Origin of the sequence: Hymenobacter artigasi (assembly GCF_012275535.1) — a bacterium.
Taxonomy (GTDB): domain Bacteria; phylum Bacteroidota; class Bacteroidia; order Cytophagales; family Hymenobacteraceae; genus Hymenobacter; species Hymenobacter artigasi.
Window position 1 is genome coordinate 48,460 of sequence record NZ_JAAVTK010000020.1, and the last position, 16,469, is coordinate 64,928.

Consider the following 16,469-nt stretch of genomic DNA (forward strand, 5'->3'; position numbering starts at 1 on the left):
TGATAAGGTCCTTCGCAAGCTCAGGATGACAGACCGTTAGTTAAACGCCTTAGTTGAAATACCGAAAGTCCTGCCCGTCCTCGATGCGCAGCAGCGTCTCGTAAATCAGGCGCGTCACGCTGTCCACGTCGTCCTTGTGCACGGTTTCGACGGTGGTATGCATGTACTTGAGGGGCAGTGAAATAAGGGCCGAAGCCACGCCCGAGCCGGAGTAGGCAAAGGCATCTGTGTCGGTGCCGGTGGCGCGGGTGGCGGCGGCGCGCTGGAACGGAATTTCCGAGGCCTTGGCGGTGTCGATGATGAGGTCGCGCAGGTTGTTTTGCACGGCCGGGCCATAGGTAATCACCGGGCCTTTGCCGCAGCTGATGTCGCCGGCCGTCTTCTTCTCATACATCGGCGACTGGCTGTCGTGCGTCACATCGGTGATGATGGCCACGTCAGGCTGGATGCGGTGGGCCACCATCTCGGCTCCGCGCAGGCCAATTTCCTCCTGCACTGCGTTCACAATGTAGAGGCCGAAGGGGAGGGTCTTGTTGTTCTCCTTCAGCATGCGGGCCACCTCGGCAATCATGAAGCCGCCCACGCGGTTGTCGAGCGCCCGGCCCACGTAAAACTTGCCGTTCAGCACCGTGAACTCGTCCTCAAACGTCACGACAGAACCCACGTGGATGCCCATTTCGGCCACCTCGTCGGCACTGCTCGCGCCGCAGTCCAGAAACACGGTTTCAATGGTGGGCGCCTTGTCCTGCTCTACCTTACGCACGTGGATGGCAGGCCAGCCGAAAATGCCCTTCACAATGCCCTTTTCGCCGAAGATATTGACACGCTTACTCGGAGCCACCAACGGGTCCGAGCCGCCGTTGCGGCGCAGGTAGAGGTAGCCTTCCTTGGTGATGTAATTCACGAAGTAGGAAATCTCATCGGCGTGCGCTTCGATGACGACTTTATACTTGGCATCGGGGTTAATGACGCCCACCACCGTGCCGTAGGTATCCACGAAATACTCGTCGATATACGGCTTGATGTACTCCAGCCACAGTTTCTGGCCTTCTTTTTCGAAGCCGGTGGGGGAGGGGTTGTTGAGGTAGCTTTGGAGGAATTCGAACGATTCGGGACGCATGTTATCTGTCATTCTGAGCGCAGCGAAGAATCTTATCACTTCTACGCCGTCTAAAAAGCTAAATCTAACGAAAGCAGCCGTGATAAGATGCTTCCTTCGTCAGCATGACAAGCGAATCTACAGCGGAATGTTGCCGTGCTTCTTACGAGGCATGGTATCCACTTTGTTTTCCAGCATTTTGAAGGCGCGAATCAGTTTCTGGCGCGTCTGCGAGGGCAGAATTACTTCGTCCACAAAGCCGCGGTGGGCGGCACGGTAGGGCGTAGCGAACTTCTCTTGGTACTCGTCCACCTTTTCCTGGAGCTTGGCTTCGGGGTTTTCGGCGGCGGCTATTTCGCGCTTGAAGATGATTTCGGCCGCGCCTTTCGCGCCCATCACGGCGATTTCGGCGGTGGGCCAGGCGTAGTTCATGTCGGCCCCGATGTGCTTGCTGTTCATCACGTCATACGCGCCGCCGTAAGCTTTGCGGGTAATCACGGTGATGCGCGGCACGGTGGCTTCGCAGAAGGCGTAGAGCAGCTTGGCCCCGTTGGTGATGATGCCGCGCCACTCCTGGTCGGTGCCGGGCAGGAAGCCGGGCACGTCCTCCAGCACCAGCAGCGGGATGTTGAACGCATCGCAGAAGCGCACAAACCGCGCGGCCTTGGTGCTGGCGTTGATGTCGAGCACGCCGGCCAGCACGGCCGGCTGGTTGCCCACAATACCGATGCTACGGCCCGCCAGCCGCGCAAATCCCACCACAATATTCTCGGCAAAATTCTGGTGCACTTCCAGGAAAGAATCAGCGTCGATAATGCCCTCAATCACCTCGCGCATGTCGTAGGGCTGGTTGGCATTGTCGGGAATCAGCTTGTCGAGCACCGGGCGGCTTTCGTCGCTGCCGGCATCGTAGGGCTGCGCGGGCGCGGTTTCCTCGCAGTTCTGCGGCATATAGCTCAGCAGCTGCTTGATGTGCGTGATGGCCGCGACCTCGTTAGCACACGAGAAATGCGTCACTCCGCTCTTGGCCGAGTGGGTGCTGGCGCCGCCCAACTCCTCGCTGGTCACGGTTTCGTGGGTCACGGTTTTCACCACGTTGGGGCCGGTCACAAACATGTAGCTCGTGTGTTCCACCATCAGAATAAAGTCGGTGATAGCCGGCGAATACACCGCGCCGCCTGCGCACGGCCCCATAATGGCCGAAAGCTGCGGCACCACGCCGCTGGCCAGCGTATTCTTGTAGAAGATGTCGGCGTAGCCACCAAGGCTCACCACACCCTCCTGAATGCGCGCCCCGCCCGAGTCGTTGAGGCCAATCACGGGCGCGCCATTCTTCATGGCGAGGTCCATGATTTTCACGATTTTCTCGGCGTGCGTCTCACTCAGCGAGCCGCCGAATACTGTGAAATCCTGCGAGAAAACGTACACCAGACGGCCATTCACGGTGCCGTAGCCCGTTATCACGCCATCGCCGAGGTAGTGTTCCTTGTCCAGGCCAAAGTCCTTGGAGCGGTGCATCACAAACTTGCCGATTTCCTCGAAGGAGCCTTCGTCCATCAGCAAATCAACGCGTTCGCGGGCGGTGAGCTTGCCTTTTTTATGTTGGGCATCGATGCGGGCCTGGCCGCCCCCGAGGAGGGCTTCTTCGTTTTTGCGGGCCAGCAAATCGGTTTTGGACAGGTGGGCGTGGGCGTGCGGGTCGGGCATGAGCAGGGGTTAGCGCGCGGGTGGGATGATTGCGCGGGAGTTGGGTCCCAAAGGTAGGTTACGGGTAGATTACGGAACTCACAAAAGGAACGTCATGCCGAGCGTAGCCGAGGCATCTCGCGTGGGGCAGTAATCCAATCGTATGAATTGGTGGTAGCACGCGAGATGCCTCGGCTGCGCTCGGCATGACGTTCTTTTACTCCGACAGGACTACAAATTCTTCCCCAGCAACATCATCATAAACGCGTATTGCCGAGCCGTGTCGTCAATCGACTTGAAGCGGCCCGAGGCCCCGCCGTGGCCTGCCGCCATGTCGGTGTGCAGTAGCAGCAGGTTCTTGTCGGTTTTCATGGCTCGGAGCTTGGCTACCCACTTGGCAGGCTCGTAATACTGCACCTGCGAGTCGTGCAATCCGGTGGTGACGAGGATGTTGGGGTATGCCTGGCGCTTCACGTTGTCATAAGGCGAGTACGAGAGCATATACTTGAAGTAATCCTCTTCGGCGGGGTTGCCCCACTGGTCGTACTCGCTGGTAGTGAGCGGAATGCTGGGGTCCGACATCGTCGTGACCACATCCACGAACGGCACGGCCGCGATGACGCCCTTGTAGAGGTCGGGCCGCATGTTCAGCACCGCGCCCATGAGCAGGCCGCCGGCGCTGCCGCCCATGGCAAAAAGCTTGTCGGTGGCGGTAAATTGCTGCTTGCCTTTGGCCGTTCCTGTGGTAGAAACCTGCGGCGTAGTGAGGTAGATAGAACAGTCGATAAAATCGGTGAAGCTGTTGATTTTGTGGAGCATGCGGCCGTCCTCAAACCACTGCCGGCCCATTTCCTGGCCCCCGCGAATGTTGCATAGCGCGTACACGAAGCCCCGGTTCAGCAAGCTCAGCCGAGCGGCGCTGAAGGTGGGGTCCTGCGAGAAGCCGTAGGAGCCGTAGGCGTACTGCAGCAGCGGCGCGGTCCCGTCCAGCTTCGTGCCCTTCTTGTACACGATGGACATGGGAATGAACTTGTTATCGCGCGACTTCACGAATACGCGCTCCGTCACGTAGTCGAATTTATTGTAGTTGCCCAGTACCGGCTGCTCTTTTAGCAGGGTGCTGGTGCGCGTGCTCATATCGTACTCAAAAATGGACGGCGGCGTGGTGAGCGAAGTATAGTTGTAGCGCAGCACGGGCGTGTCCAGTTCCCGGTTCACGCCAATGGTGGCGGTGTAGGCAGGCTCCTCAAACGGCAGGTAATGCTCCTGCTTGTCTTTCAGGCTCACTACGCGCAGCTGGCGCAGGCCGCCCTTGCGCTCATTGAGTACCAGATACTCTTTGAACAGCTCGAAATTATCGAGGAAAATTTCGGGGTGCCGGGTCAGGGCATCGGTCCAGGTGGCTTTGCCAGTGGTGGCCACGGGCGTGGTCATCAGGCGGTAGTTGGGGGCCTGCCAGTTGGTGCGAATGTAGAACTTATCTCCCAGGTGCTCAACCTGGTAGAGGTGGCCTTTCTCGCGGCGCTGAAATACCTTGGGCTGTTCGGTGGGCAAGTTGGCGTCTACGTAGCGGAATTCCGACGACAGCGAGCTGGCCAGCTCAATACCGATGTATTTCCGGGATTTCGAACGGTTTACGTGCACGTTAAACGTGTTGTCGCGCTCCTCATACACCAGCGCATCGGCCTTGGGGTCGGTACCCAACACATGCCGGTACACCTGGTAGGGCAGCAGCGTGGTCACGTTCTTTTTGGTGTAGAAAACCGTCTTGTTATCGGCCGCCCACACCACTTCGCCGCCGGTGTTGGCAATGCGCTCGGGGTAGTTTTTGCCGGTGGCGAGGTTCTTAAACCGCAGCGTATAGAGGCGGCGGCTCACCGTATCCACCGAAAAGGCCAGCAACTGGTTGTTGTCGCTCACGGCCCAGTCGCCAATCTGGAAATAGGTCTGGCCGGTGCCCATCTCATCCCCATTCAGCAGAATTTCCTCCGGATTGATAACGCTACCTTTTTTGCGGCAGTACACCGGGTATTCCGACGCAAACTCGTAGCGCGAGTAATAGTAGTAGCCGTTGTCGCGGTACGGTTCCGAGGCGTCTTCCTGCTTAATGCGGTTTTTGATTTCCAGGGCCAGCTTCTTCTGGTTTGCCTTGGTGCCAGCCATTTGCTGGTCGTAGTAGCTATTCTCCGCGCCCAGGTATTTGAGGACGGCCGGGTCGGTGGGCTGGTTCAGCCAGTAGTAGTTATCGGTGCGGTTAATACCGAAATCGGTAAATACTTTGGGCTTAATGGGGGCCACCGGGGCCGATTGCGCCATTGCGCCGCTGCTCAGGGCAATGCCAGCCCCGGTTAGTGCGGCACGTTGTACAAAATTCATCACAGAAAGAAAGATTAATTGAAAAAGAGCGCTCGAAAGTAACTTGTATATTACGATATTTTACATGAAGTATTCATGTGGGAGTATTCGTATGCGAACAGGGCCTTTCGGTCCGACCGGGGCATGCAATTATTGCTGCACGAATACTTAAATATGTCCTGCTGAGAAATGAGTCGGCCCAAACAACTGCTGTTTGACCCGAGCCGCTGGCAGCGGCTACTATACTTCATCTGTCGGCAACAGCCCGGCGTAAAGCTCGGCCAGCGCTATGTGGCAACCTACGCTGGCCAGCGTCAGCGTTTCCTGTAAATCATTGGCCGGCGAGTAATTCCAGCCGCCCGATTCCTGGCGCGTAAACAACTCCACGGCCACCGTGCGCGGGTCAATCAGCACGTATTCCTGCAGCGACTCAATACTGCGGTAGCGCATAAATTTGCCAATCCGGTCATAATCGGCAGTAGAATCGGAGAGAATTTCGATGAGCACCCTTGGGTTTAGCAGCGACGGCAGGGCCGCGTCCGGGTCGTGATATTCCGGCTTGCCGCATACGATAACGACATCAGGGTACGCGTAGGCGCGGGTGATGGGAATGTGCACGCGGGCATCGCTGGAAGCAGCTTCGCAGCCAGAGGCCAATCGGCTAAATAATAATCCTATAAGCCGGTTTTGGATGCGATAGTGCGCGGGAGTGGCCCCAGCCCGAAAGGTCGGGTCGAGTACGTTGACCATGCCCGGCGCGCCGACGGGCGTAATCCGGCCATCGGCGTACTCAAACCGGCCCTCAGCGGCGTTATCGAAGGCGAGGTACTCTTCCGGGCTGTACCAGGTTTTGGGAGGAACAACGGGTGGTTCCGGTTGCGAACGGGCAGCAGACATGAGTACTATGCTAGAGGATGTATGGTAAAAATAAGCGAAAAAAGCCGGCCCCATTACTGGAACCGGCTTCTGCTAACTGGCACAGGCTAACGCATGTGCTACAGGCTTACTTCTTCGCGTCCGCGTCGGGCGTTTCCGGCTTGTCGGCCGGGCGCTCGTCGCTGGCGAGGTTCTGGACCTCGCCGCTCTTGGTAACGGAGAAAACCAACTCTTCAGCGCCTTCGGTGTAGTCGGCGGTGATAACATCGCCGTGTACGACCTGAGCTTTGAGGATTTCCTCAGCAATCGGGTCTTCGATATACTTCTGGATAGCACGGTTCAACGGACGGGCACCATATTTCGGGTCGTAGCCTTTGTCCGACACAAAATCCTTGGCCGCTTCGGTCAGTTCGACACGGTAGCCGAGGGCCTGCACCCGCGAGAGGAGCTTGGCCAGGCTGATGTCGATGATTTTGTGAATATCCTTTTTGTCCAGCGAATTGAAGACGATGACGTCATCCAAACGGTTGAGGAATTCGGGCGAGAAGGTCTTCTTCAGGGCGTTGGTAATGGTGCCCTTGGTCAGCTCGTCCAAATTGTCCTGACGGGCCTTGGTGCCGAAGCCGATGCCGGCGCCGAAGTCCTGCAGGTCACGTGCCCCGATATTCGAGGTCATGATGATGATGGTGTTGCGGAAGTCCACCTTACGGCCCAGACCATCGGTCAGGATACCGTCGTCCAGCACCTGCAGAAGCAGGTTGTACACGTCCGGGTGCGCCTTCTCAATCTCATCGAGCAGGATAACCGAGTACGGCTTGCGGCGGATTTTTTCCGTCAGCTGGCCGCCTTCTTCGTAGCCCACGTAGCCGGGAGGCGCGCCCACCAGGCGCGACACGCTGAATTTCTCCATGTACTCCGACATATCCACGCGCACCAGCGCATCTTCCTTGTCGAACAAGTAAGTGGCCAGTACCTTGGCCAGCTCCGTCTTACCCACGCCCGTTGGGCCGAGGAATACGAACGAGCCGATGGGCTTCTTGGGGTCCTTCAAGCCAACGCGGGTACGCTGGATGGCTTTCACCAACTGCTTGATGGCTTTGTCCTGGCCAATTACTTTGCCCTGCAGCTCCTCGTTCATGTTGAGGAGTTTCTGGCTTTCGTTCTGAGCCACGCGCGAAACGGGGATGCCGGTCATCATGGCGATAACCTCGGCCACGTTTTCCTCTTTCACCGTGTAGCGCTTCTTCTTGGTTTCCTCTTCCCAGCTCTTCTTGGCCGTTTCGAGTTGGTCCAGCAGCTTCTTCTCGGTGTCGCGGAGCTTGGCGGCTTCCTCGTATTTCTGCGATTTCACCACGCGGTTTTTCTCGCCTTTGATGTTCTCAATCTGCTCTTCGAGCGTGAGAATGTCTTCGGGCACCACGATGTTGTTGATGTGCACGCGGGCACCGGCCTCATCGAGAATATCGATGGCCTTGTCCGGCAGAAAACGGTCGCTCATATAGCGGTCCGACAAAAGCACGCACTGCTCAATGGCCTTATCGGTGTACACAACGTGGTGGTGGTCCTGATACTTGTCCTTGATGTTGTGCAGGATTTCGATGGTTTCCTCGGGCGTGGTGGGGTCCACCATCACCATCTGGAAACGACGGGCCAGGGCACCATCCTTCTCGATGTACTGACGGTACTCGTCCAGCGTAGTGGCACCGATGCATTGAATCTCGCCCCGGGCCAAGGCCGGCTTGAACATGTTGGAAGCGTCGAGCGAGCCCGAAGCCCCGCCAGCACCCACGATGGTGTGCAGCTCGTCAATGAAGAGAATCACGTCGGGCGACTTCTCCAGCTCGTTCATCACGGCCTTCATGCGCTCCTCAAACTGGCCGCGGTACTTGGTGCCGGCCACCAGCGAAGCCAAATCGAGGGTCACAACGCGCTTGTTGAAAAGCACGCGGCTTACCTTTTTCTGAATGATGCGCAGGGCGAGGCCTTCGGCGATGGCCGTTTTGCCCACGCCGGGCTCACCGATGAGGATGGGGTTGTTCTTTTTGCGGCGGCTCAGGATTTGGGCTACGCGCTCAATTTCCTTTTCGCGGCCCACGATGGGGTCAAGCTTGTCGTCCTCGGCCAGCTTGGTAAGGTCGCGGCCGAAGTTATCGAGCACCGGAGTGCGCGATTTTTCGCCGGGCTTTTTGGCTCCGGCACCAGCGCCGGTACCCGCGCCACGCCCGCCGGGACCCGACGAGCCAAAGAGTTTGTCGTTATCGTCGTCGTCCGTATCGGGCGTGCGGTTTTGCGGGGCAGCGCCGGCGTTACCATGGTAATCCAGCGAGTCGCGCACAGTTTCGTAGTTCACGTTGAATTTGCTGAGAATTTGGGAAGAAATGTTGTCTTCGTCCCGCAGGATGGACAACAGAAGGTGTTCGGTACCAATGATTTCCGACTTGAAAATCTTGGCTTCGAGGTAGGTGATTTTCAACACCTTCTCGGTCTGCTTAGTGAGCGGAATCGAGCCGGTAATGCTGGTACCCTGCGTAGCCGTATTGCGCGTGGCCTGTTCGAGTGAGAATTTTAGCTCGTCGATGCTCACGCCCAGCTTGCGCAGCAGGCCAAGGGCGGTGCCTTCGGCTTCGCGAATCATGCCGAGTAGAAGGTGCTCGGTGCCGATGTAATCGTGGCCGAGACGGATTGCTTCCTCCCGACTGAGGGAAATCACCTCCTTGACGCGGTTTGAGAATTTAGCTTCCATGCCAATAAACGTAGTGAAAAATCAAATAAGCCCCGCGTCGGGCGAGTAACACGATGTACGGGTTGGGCCGATATGGCTTACAAACAAGCCGGTTCGGGCGAAGGTTCGGGCAATGTGCGGTAAGCTTTAGCTTGCCGTGGGAAATAAGGACGTTGATGCGTCTTACGTCGGCCGATAAGCTAAAGCTTACCGCACATTAAAAAAACTGCCGGCGGCCGGGCCCTGCGAAAACAGCAAGTCCAGCACACTCAGGTTGGGCTCAAAACCTGGGCCAAACACCTGCGGATAGGGCCGTACCAGCTCGGAGGCTGCCGGAGTGTCAGGTCCGGGCGTTTTGGTGGCGGCTTTGGGTGTCAGCCAGTCGCGCCGGTCGAGGATAGGGTAGGAGGGTAGGAGGGTAGGAAGGGGGGAGTTGTTGGAATACTCGGCGTGGTACTCGGTGGTGAGGTGCAGGGGCAGGGTAATGCGGAAGCACTTCAGCAATAAACGCAAAAACTGCTGGTTTAAGTCGAAAAGCAACACTGGCTTGCTTACGTAAATATCGTGCAGATAGTCGGCGTAATATTCAAAATACGGGCTGTTGCCGTAGGCGGTTTGGAGCGTGCGCCAGTGTTGGTGAATCCAGTTCTGGCGGTAGTCAATCTCAATAGCCGAAACGCTGACCTTTTCGGCCCGGTTGCCGTCGAGCACGGGCACGGTTAGGGGCTTTACCCCCTGCGCCGTGCGAATAAGGCAGCGGTTGCGGTAGGTTTGCTTGCGGTAGTGCTCGTGGGCTTCGAGGAGGATGCCATCGGCGGGCATGAGGGCCGCGAAAAGGGCCGCCGGGGGGTGGTAGTGGAGTTCGGTGAGTAGAATCATGTGGGGCAGTGTAGCAATATAAAGAACGTCATGCAGCGCGCAGCGAAGCATCTTTACTGCAATAGTAAATGATTACTGCTGCGGTAAAGATGCTTCGCTGCGCGCTGCATGACGCTCTTCCTGCCTAACGGTGTTCGTTGCGGCTACTCGTCGCCGCCCTGGCCTTTGCTCCGCTCGGCATCCAAAAAATAAGCACCCTTGACTACCAGATGCGTGGTATCGGCCAGCTTATCCAGTGGGCGCACGGCTACTTGGCCCTGGTCGGTAGCGCCGGGCCGGAGGCTGAAGCGGCGGAAAGTGCTGCCTTTGGCATCGGATTTTACCTGGTAATACGCGTAGCTGACTTCGCCGCCGGGCACGAGGGCATCTTCGGGCAGAGTGCGCTGGGGTGTGCGGCCGGTGATGATGCGGGCACTGACGTATTGGCCGGGCAGCAGGGTGGCGGTGGCGGCGGCATCGGGGCCGGTGTCGTGCAGGTGGGCGTGCACGCTCACGGTGCGGCCATCGTCGTCGAAGGCTTTGCCCACGAGGAAGACGGTGGCGGGCAGGGGCCGGGTTCCCGCGCCTTGGGCCGGCACGGTGAACAGGATGTCCTGGTTCACTTTCACCTTGGCGATATCGCGCTCAAAAACTTTCAGCTCCAGGTGCAAATCGGAGCGGTCGACCAACTCAACCAGCACATCCTGCGGGTTGACGAACTGGCCGTTGTTCACCAGCACGGCCTTCACGTAGCCGCCAATGGGCGCGACGAGTGGCACGCTGGGCCGAATGTTGCCGGGGGTGATGCGTCCCGGGTTCAGGCCGATGAGGCGAAGCTGGGCGGCAAGGCTGCCAGCAGCGGCCTGCTCGGTGCGCAACTCGGAGGCCGCCTGCTGGAGCTTGCGCCGCGCGCCCACGTCTTCGTCGTTGAGGATTTGCTGGCGGCTGGTTTCCTGTTGGAGAAATACGATGCGGGCCTGGCTCTGGAGGTAGTCCTGCTGCAGCTTGAGATAGTCGGGGCTGCGCAGGGTGGCGAGCACGCTGCCACGCTTCACATACTGGCCGGGCAGCACGGGCAACTGCTGCACGTAGCCGCCCATGATGGCCGTGACGGACACGCGGTGGCTGGGCGGCACGTCAATCTGGCCCGTGGCCTGCACCTCGGTGCCGAGGTCGCGCCGGGTGAAAGTGCCGAGCTCGATGCCGGCCGCCTTCACTTGCGCGGTGTTGAGGAAAACTTCGTTGGGGGCCCGGGAGGGGGGCGGGGCGGGTTTGTCGGCGGCTTCGTCGGATTTGCTGCCGCAGGCGATGAGGAAGGGGAGGAGAGCGACGTAGGGGAGGAGTTTCATGGGAGGGGTTTCTCTATGAGTTTATTGGAACAGTCATGCTGAGCGGAGCCGAAGCAACTCGCTCGCATCGTTGCCATAATCTTGATTACTACTGCACGCGAGATGCTTCGGCTCCGCTCAGCACGACGTTCTTTTTGTCTGTCAACTAAATCAAGGCGCATCAGTCCCGGCCAGGGCCTGAATGTTGGCCACCAGCTCATTGTATAGCCGCAGCTGCTCGAAATAGGACTCCTGAATCTGCCAGGCAGGCTGGGTATTTACCACGTATTCCACGTACTCGATATCGCCGGCGCGGAAGCTCTTTTCGGCCGTGTCGAGGATAAGGCGGGCTTGCGGCAGCCCGTAGTTCTCGTAATAAAGCAGTGAGGCCTGGGCGCGGGTCAGCTGCTGACGTAGAGTGCTGAGCTGGGTGCTGAATTGCGTGTTGGCATAAGCCAGCTGCACCTGAGCGGCTTCCTCGCCGATTTTGGCGGCGGCGATGCGGGCCCGTTGGGCTCCGCCTAGCAGCGGCACCGCAATGCCGGCCTGAGCCACGCTGAAGCCCCGCTCTTTATTAATGGTCTGGTTGAAGTAGCCGGCGCGTAGGTCGGGCAGGCGGCGGAGCTTTTCGAGGTGGCTTTGCTGCTGGCTGAGGGTGAGCTGCTGCTGGTAGAGGGCCAGCGTGGGGTTGGCGGCGGGCGTGAGAGAGGCCGTATCGGTGGCGAGCAGCACGGCGCGGGGGCTGCCGGTGGTGTCGATGCTAGCCAGATTGGGCTGGCCCAACAGCAGGGCCAGCTGGCGGCGCTGCACCAGCAGCTCGGAACGCAGAGTGGCGAGGCGGTTTTGCAGCTCGCGGGCGCGGGCTTCGGCCGACACCTGCTCCAGGCGGTTGGTTTCGCCCACCTGGTAACGGATGCGGGCGGCCCGGGCGGCACGCTGGTACAGGCTGTCCTGCCGGCGCAGCAGGGCCGTGAGGCGGTAGGTTACCAGGAGGTTATAGTAGCCCGAACGGATGCTGCGGCTCAGCTCGCGGCGCTGGGCACGGGCGCGGATGGTGCCAGCCTCGGCCGTAGTTTGCAGTACCTGGCGCTGCGCCCCATACACGGTGGGGAAGGCCGACTGTTGCAGCACGTTGAAGCTATGGTCGTTGAGCGGGCCTGAAATCTGACCAAACTGGTAGTCGAACACCAGGCGCGGCAGGTCGTAGCCGGTGCGGGCCAGCGCCGCCTGCTGCTGGGCCTGCAGGTTGGCCGACTGCACCAGCGGGCTTTGCGCCAGGCCGGTACTCAGTGCCTGCGAGATGCTGAGCGGCGCATCGGTCGGCGCTTTTTGGGCGTGGGCAGTAGCGGGCAACAGGGCCGCCAGGGCTACCAGCATAAGTAAGGCTACCGCCGAAATGCCTGTCGCACCAGCGACTTTGGAATCAGGGGCGGTCGGTTTTGAGGCTTCGGTTTTCTTCTTTTCCAGTTCTGCTTTTTCTTCGGCCACGCGCTCAGCTTCGCTTTTGGGTTGGTTGGCCGGCTTCGATTTGCCTTCCGGCGAACCCGACTTTTCATCAGTTGCAGTGGCGGGCTCGCTGCCGGTTTGTTCCTTGATTTTTGCCTCCTCCGCTTCTTCGGCGGCTACTTCGGGGCTGGGCTCGTCGTCTTTCATAAAGAAGGTGTAGAGCACCGGCAGCACCACCAGCGTGAGCAGCGTGGCCGTAATCAGTCCGCCGATAACCACCGTGGCCAGCGGCTTCTGCACTTCCGCGCCGGCCGAGCCGGACAGGGCCATGGGCAGGAAGCCCAGCGAGGCCACCGCTGCCGTGAGCAGCACCGGCCGGAACCGTTCCTGGGTAGCCCGCAGCACCCGCTCGCGCACTTTGTTCACGCCGGCCGTGGCCAGCTCGTTTAGGCTGGCTACCAGCACAATTCCGTTCAAAACAGCTACGCCAAACAGCGCAATAAAGCCCACGCCAGCCGAGATGCTGAATGGCATTCCCCGAATACCCAGCGCCAGCACGCCGCCAATAGCCGCCAGCGGAATGCCCGTGAAAATCAATAACGCCTCCTTCACCGAGCGGAACGCCAGGAACAGGAGCATAAAAATGAGGACTAGTGACACCGGCACGGCCACGGCCAGACGGGCCTTGGCATGGTTCAGGTTCTCAAACTGGCCGCCGTACACAATGCTGTAGCCGGCGGGCAGGCGCAGCCCACTTTTCAGCTTGCCCTGGATGTCCTGCACCAGGCTCTGCACGTCGCGGCCCCGCACGTTCACGCCGATGTTGACGCGGCGGCGGGCGTCGTCGCGGGAGATTTGGGCTGGGGCTGGTTTCAGGGCCACGGTGGCCACGGCGCTGAGGGGAATCTGGCTGCCGCCGGGCAGCGACACCAGGAGCTGGTTGAGGTCGTCGGGGCCGCGGCGGTGCAGCGAATCGAGGCGCAGCACGAGGTCGAAGCGGCGCTCGCCTTCGTATACCTGGCCGGTGGTCTGGCCCGCAAAAGCAGTTTGTAGCAGCGTGTTCAGGTCCCGCACGCGCAGGCCGTACTGGGCCAGCTTGGCGCGGTCGTAGGTCACGCGCAGCTGGGGCAGGCCGATGATTTGCTCCACTTTAATGTCGCCCACACCTTGCAGCGGGGCAATGAGCGCGGCGGCCTCGTCGGCCTTGGCTTTCAGGATGTCGAGGTCGTCGCCGTAAATCTTTACCGACACGTCCGACTTCACGCCCGAAATCAGCTCGTTGAACCGCATCTGGATGGGCTGCTGAAACTCCAGGCTCACGCCGGGCACGCCGGCCAGGGCCGCCTGCATCTTGTTGGCGAGCTCCTCGCGGGTGCTGGCGCTGGTCCAGTCGGCGTGGTCTTTCAGGATAATCATCTGGTCGGAATCTTCCAGCGACATGGGGTCGGTGGGGATTTCCGAGGTGCCGATTTTGCCCACAATCTGAATGACTTCCGGGAACTTGCTTTTCAGAATGCGCTGAATCCGGCTGGTGAGCAGGATGCTTTCTTCCAGCGAAGAGCCCGGGGCCAGCGTCACGTTCATCGCAAAATCGCCCTCGTCGAGCTGCGGAATAAACTCGCCACCGAGCCGCGAAAACACGAAGCCGCCCAGCACCAGCAGCCCCAGGGCCACGCCCACTACCAGCCAGCGCACCCCCAGCGCCGCCCGGATAATGGGGTCGTACAGCTTGTGCAGAAAGCCCACGATGCGGTCGGCCAGATTGGGCTTCTCGCTGATATTCTTCTTCAGGGCCCAGGCCGTGACGGCCGGCACGTAGGTCAGGCACATAATCATGGCGCCCAGAATGGCGAAGCTCACGGTGAGGGCCATGGGGCGGAACATCTTGCCCTCCACGCCCGTGAGCGAGAGGATGGGCAGGTACACAATCAGGATGATGAGCTGGCCGAACAGGGCCGAGCGCATGAGCCGGTTGGTCACGCCCTCGGTGATGTCGTCCATGGTTTCGTGGGCGGCTTTGAGGCGCTCGTGCAGCAGGTGGGCGATGACGGCTTCCACGATAATCACGGCCCCGTCTACAATGAGGCCGAAGTCCAACGCGCCCAGGCTCATCAGGTTAGCCGATACGCCGAAGGTCCGCATCATGCCCAGCGCGAAGAGCATACACAGCGGAATCATGCCCGCCACCACCAGTCCGGCCCGCAGGTTGCCGAGCAGCAGCAGCAGCACCAGCACCACAATTACGCCGCCCTCAATCAGGTTTTTCACCACGGTGTGAATGGCCTTGTCCACCAGCTTAGTGCGGTCGAGGAAGGGCTCTATTTCGAGGCCTTTGGGCATTGATTGCTGAATTTCAGCTACCCGCGCCTTCACGTTTTTAATGGTGACTTCGGAGCTGGCACCTTTCAGCATGAGTACTACGCCACCCACGGTTTCGCCCAGGCCGTCGCGGTCCATGGCTCCGTAGCGCACGGCGTGGCCGAAGCGCACGGCCGCCACGTCGCGCACCAGCAGCGGCGCGCCACCTCTGCCAGGAGTAGCCACGGGCTTCACCACGATGTTGCCGATGTCCTGCAGCGACGTGGCCCGGCCCTCGCCCCGAATGAAAAATGCCCGGGGGCCGCGCTCCAGGTAGCTGCCGCCGGCATTGCCGTTGTTGGCCTGCAGGGCTTCGTAGAGCTCGGCCATGCTCACGCCCGCCCCGGCCAGGCGGGCCGGGTCCACGCTCACTTCGTACTGCCGCACGTAGCCGCCGAAGCTGCTCACGTCCACCACGCCGTTCACGCCGGCCAGGCGGCGCTTCACCAGCCAGTCCTGCACCTCGCGCAGCTGGGCCAGACCATACTGCTTCTCGTAGCCTTTTTTAACTTTGATGGTGTACTGATAAATCTCGCCCAGGCCGGTAGTGATGGGGGCCATGCCCGGCGAGCCAATGCCCTGCCCGAGGTCGGCCTCAGCCACTTTGAGCTTCTCGGCCACCAGCTGCCGGGTGTGGTAGGTGTCCACGTCTTCCTCAAATACCACGGTAATCACCGACAGCCCGAAGCGGGAAATAGACCGGATTTCCGTGACGCCCGGGATGGTGCGCAGCTGTAGTTCGAGCGGAACGGTGATGAGCTGCTCGACCTCCTGCGCCGCCAGCGCGGGGCTTTGGGTGATAACCTGAACTTGGTTGTTGGTGACGTCCGGAATGGCGTCGAGCGGCAGGCTGGCCGCCGAAAACACGCCCCAGGCCACCAGCCCGGCCAGCATGAGGGCCACCAGCAGCTTATTACGAATGCTGAAATTAACAATTGCCGAAATCATGCGATACGGTGCAAGGTCGCGTCGTCCAGACGCAGCCAGTGGCCGGCCCGGAAGGCGCTGAAAATCCAATAAGAGAGGGGAGGGGCCGGGATTTGGAGCCGAAGCCGATTCAGGCACGGGCACACTGCGTCCGGGGGCGCGGCGGGGCTAGGCTCGGGGCGGCTGGCCCAGCAAGCTGCCAAAAGTGAAGGCGTAGCGCGGCGCGGCGGCAGCGCGATAAGCCGGCGCAACGGCCATTTCGGACCGGGCCGCAAATACCAGCCGGGTAACGGGAGCCACCACAAAACTGAGCGTGACGCAGCCGTGGTGGCAGCGCAAGGGCAGGTTGTGATGGTCCTGCTGGTGGCGTGGAGAGAGCGAACAGCCGGCATAATGCTTCGTGCCCGCACCATAATGCTCGGCAATGAACTGGCCGAAATTCAACCCGCCGCCCGCCGCCGAGTGGTGGTATTGGTAATGCTCGACCAGCTGCGGCAGCTTGGCCAGCTCGCCCAAATCATTCTCGGGCACGAAGCTGCCCAGCAGCATCAGTATTCCCAGGAAGAAGGCAAGTGGTGCGCGCATATCGGGGGAGGAACGGCCGGGCCGGATGAAAGTTTGCCGCAACCGGCGAATTAAGTGAATCTTAAGTCGTGGCTGCGAATGGGAGCAGCGCACAAAGAACGGCACGGTTATGCAGATGCCTTGGCACATTCCGGCTAGGGCTTCCGCACCAAATATCAGGCATTTTGCAGTAGTCGCCGGAGGTACTCATTGTCGTAGGCCGCTTGCTTACGCTTGCGTTTGAGGCTGA

At 60.0% G+C, this 16,469-nt stretch carries 9 protein-coding genes; all 9 read right to left on the reverse strand.

The window, feature by feature from the left end:
- Positions 1-49 precede the first annotated feature (49 nt).
- Positions 50-1,120: a M42 family metallopeptidase gene (locus HBN54_RS21135; RefSeq protein ID WP_168675237.1), complete on the reverse strand. Its 1,071-nt coding sequence runs from the start codon at positions 1,118-1,120 to the stop codon at positions 50-52.
- A gap of 117 nt (positions 1,121-1,237) precedes the next feature.
- A complete protein-coding gene (locus HBN54_RS21140; protein WP_168675227.1) occupies positions 1,238-2,806 on the reverse strand; it encodes an acyl-CoA carboxylase subunit beta in 1,569 nt (522 codons plus the stop codon).
- A 210-nt stretch (positions 2,807-3,016) separates the two neighbouring features.
- Positions 3,017-5,161: a S9 family peptidase gene (locus HBN54_RS21145; protein WP_235955646.1), complete on the reverse strand. Its 2,145-nt coding sequence runs from the start codon at positions 5,159-5,161 to the stop codon at positions 3,017-3,019.
- A gap of 219 nt (positions 5,162-5,380) precedes the next feature.
- The gene (locus HBN54_RS21150) at positions 5,381-6,037 is read right to left on the reverse strand and encodes a Uma2 family endonuclease (protein WP_168675228.1); all 657 of its coding nucleotides are present in this window, start codon (positions 6,035-6,037) and stop codon (positions 5,381-5,383) included.
- Positions 6,038-6,143: 106 nt separating this feature from the next.
- Entirely contained in the window at positions 6,144-8,759 is a 2,616-nt protein-coding gene (locus tag HBN54_RS21155) for an ATP-dependent Clp protease ATP-binding subunit (protein ID WP_168675229.1), read from the reverse strand.
- Between the two features lie 186 nt (positions 8,760-8,945).
- On the reverse strand, positions 8,946-9,617 hold the full coding sequence (locus tag HBN54_RS21160; protein ID WP_168675230.1) for a WbqC family protein: 672 nt from the start codon (positions 9,615-9,617) through the stop codon (positions 8,946-8,948).
- 143 nt (positions 9,618-9,760) lie between these two features.
- Positions 9,761-10,945 (reverse strand): efflux RND transporter periplasmic adaptor subunit, encoded by a 1,185-nt coding sequence (locus HBN54_RS21165; protein ID WP_168675231.1) that lies wholly within the window; start codon positions 10,943-10,945, stop codon positions 9,761-9,763.
- Between the two features lie 150 nt (positions 10,946-11,095).
- Positions 11,096-15,676 (reverse strand): CusA/CzcA family heavy metal efflux RND transporter, encoded by a 4,581-nt coding sequence (locus tag HBN54_RS21170; protein WP_168675232.1) that lies wholly within the window; start codon positions 15,674-15,676, stop codon positions 11,096-11,098.
- A gap of 147 nt (positions 15,677-15,823) precedes the next feature.
- Positions 15,824-16,240 (reverse strand): hypothetical protein, encoded by a 417-nt coding sequence (locus HBN54_RS21175; RefSeq protein ID WP_168675233.1) that lies wholly within the window; start codon positions 16,238-16,240, stop codon positions 15,824-15,826.
- Positions 16,241-16,469 lie beyond the last annotated feature (229 nt).

Coding starts and splice junctions, on each gene's coding strand:
- HBN54_RS21160 (WP_168675230.1), bottom strand. CDS start 9,617: ATGATTCTACTCACCGAACTCCACTACCACCCCCCGGCGGCCCTTTTC.
- HBN54_RS21135 (WP_168675237.1), bottom strand. CDS start 1,120: ATGCGTCCCGAATCGTTCGAATTCCTCCAAAGCTACCTCAACAACCCC.
- HBN54_RS21170 (WP_168675232.1), bottom strand. CDS start 15,676: ATGATTTCGGCAATTGTTAATTTCAGCATTCGTAATAAGCTGCTGGTG.
- HBN54_RS21155 (WP_168675229.1), bottom strand. CDS start 8,759: ATGGAAGCTAAATTCTCAAACCGCGTCAAGGAGGTGATTTCCCTCAGT.
- HBN54_RS21165 (WP_168675231.1), bottom strand. CDS start 10,945: ATGAAACTCCTCCCCTACGTCGCTCTCCTCCCCTTCCTCATCGCCTGC.
- HBN54_RS21140 (WP_168675227.1), bottom strand. CDS start 2,806: ATGCCCGACCCGCACGCCCACGCCCACCTGTCCAAAACCGATTTGCTG.
- HBN54_RS21175 (WP_168675233.1), bottom strand. CDS start 16,240: ATGCGCGCACCACTTGCCTTCTTCCTGGGAATACTGATGCTGCTGGGC.
- HBN54_RS21145 (WP_235955646.1), bottom strand. CDS start 5,161: ATGAATTTTGTACAACGTGCCGCACTAACCGGGGCTGGCATTGCCCTG.
- HBN54_RS21150 (WP_168675228.1), bottom strand. CDS start 6,037: ATGTCTGCTGCCCGTTCGCAACCGGAACCACCCGTTGTTCCTCCCAAA.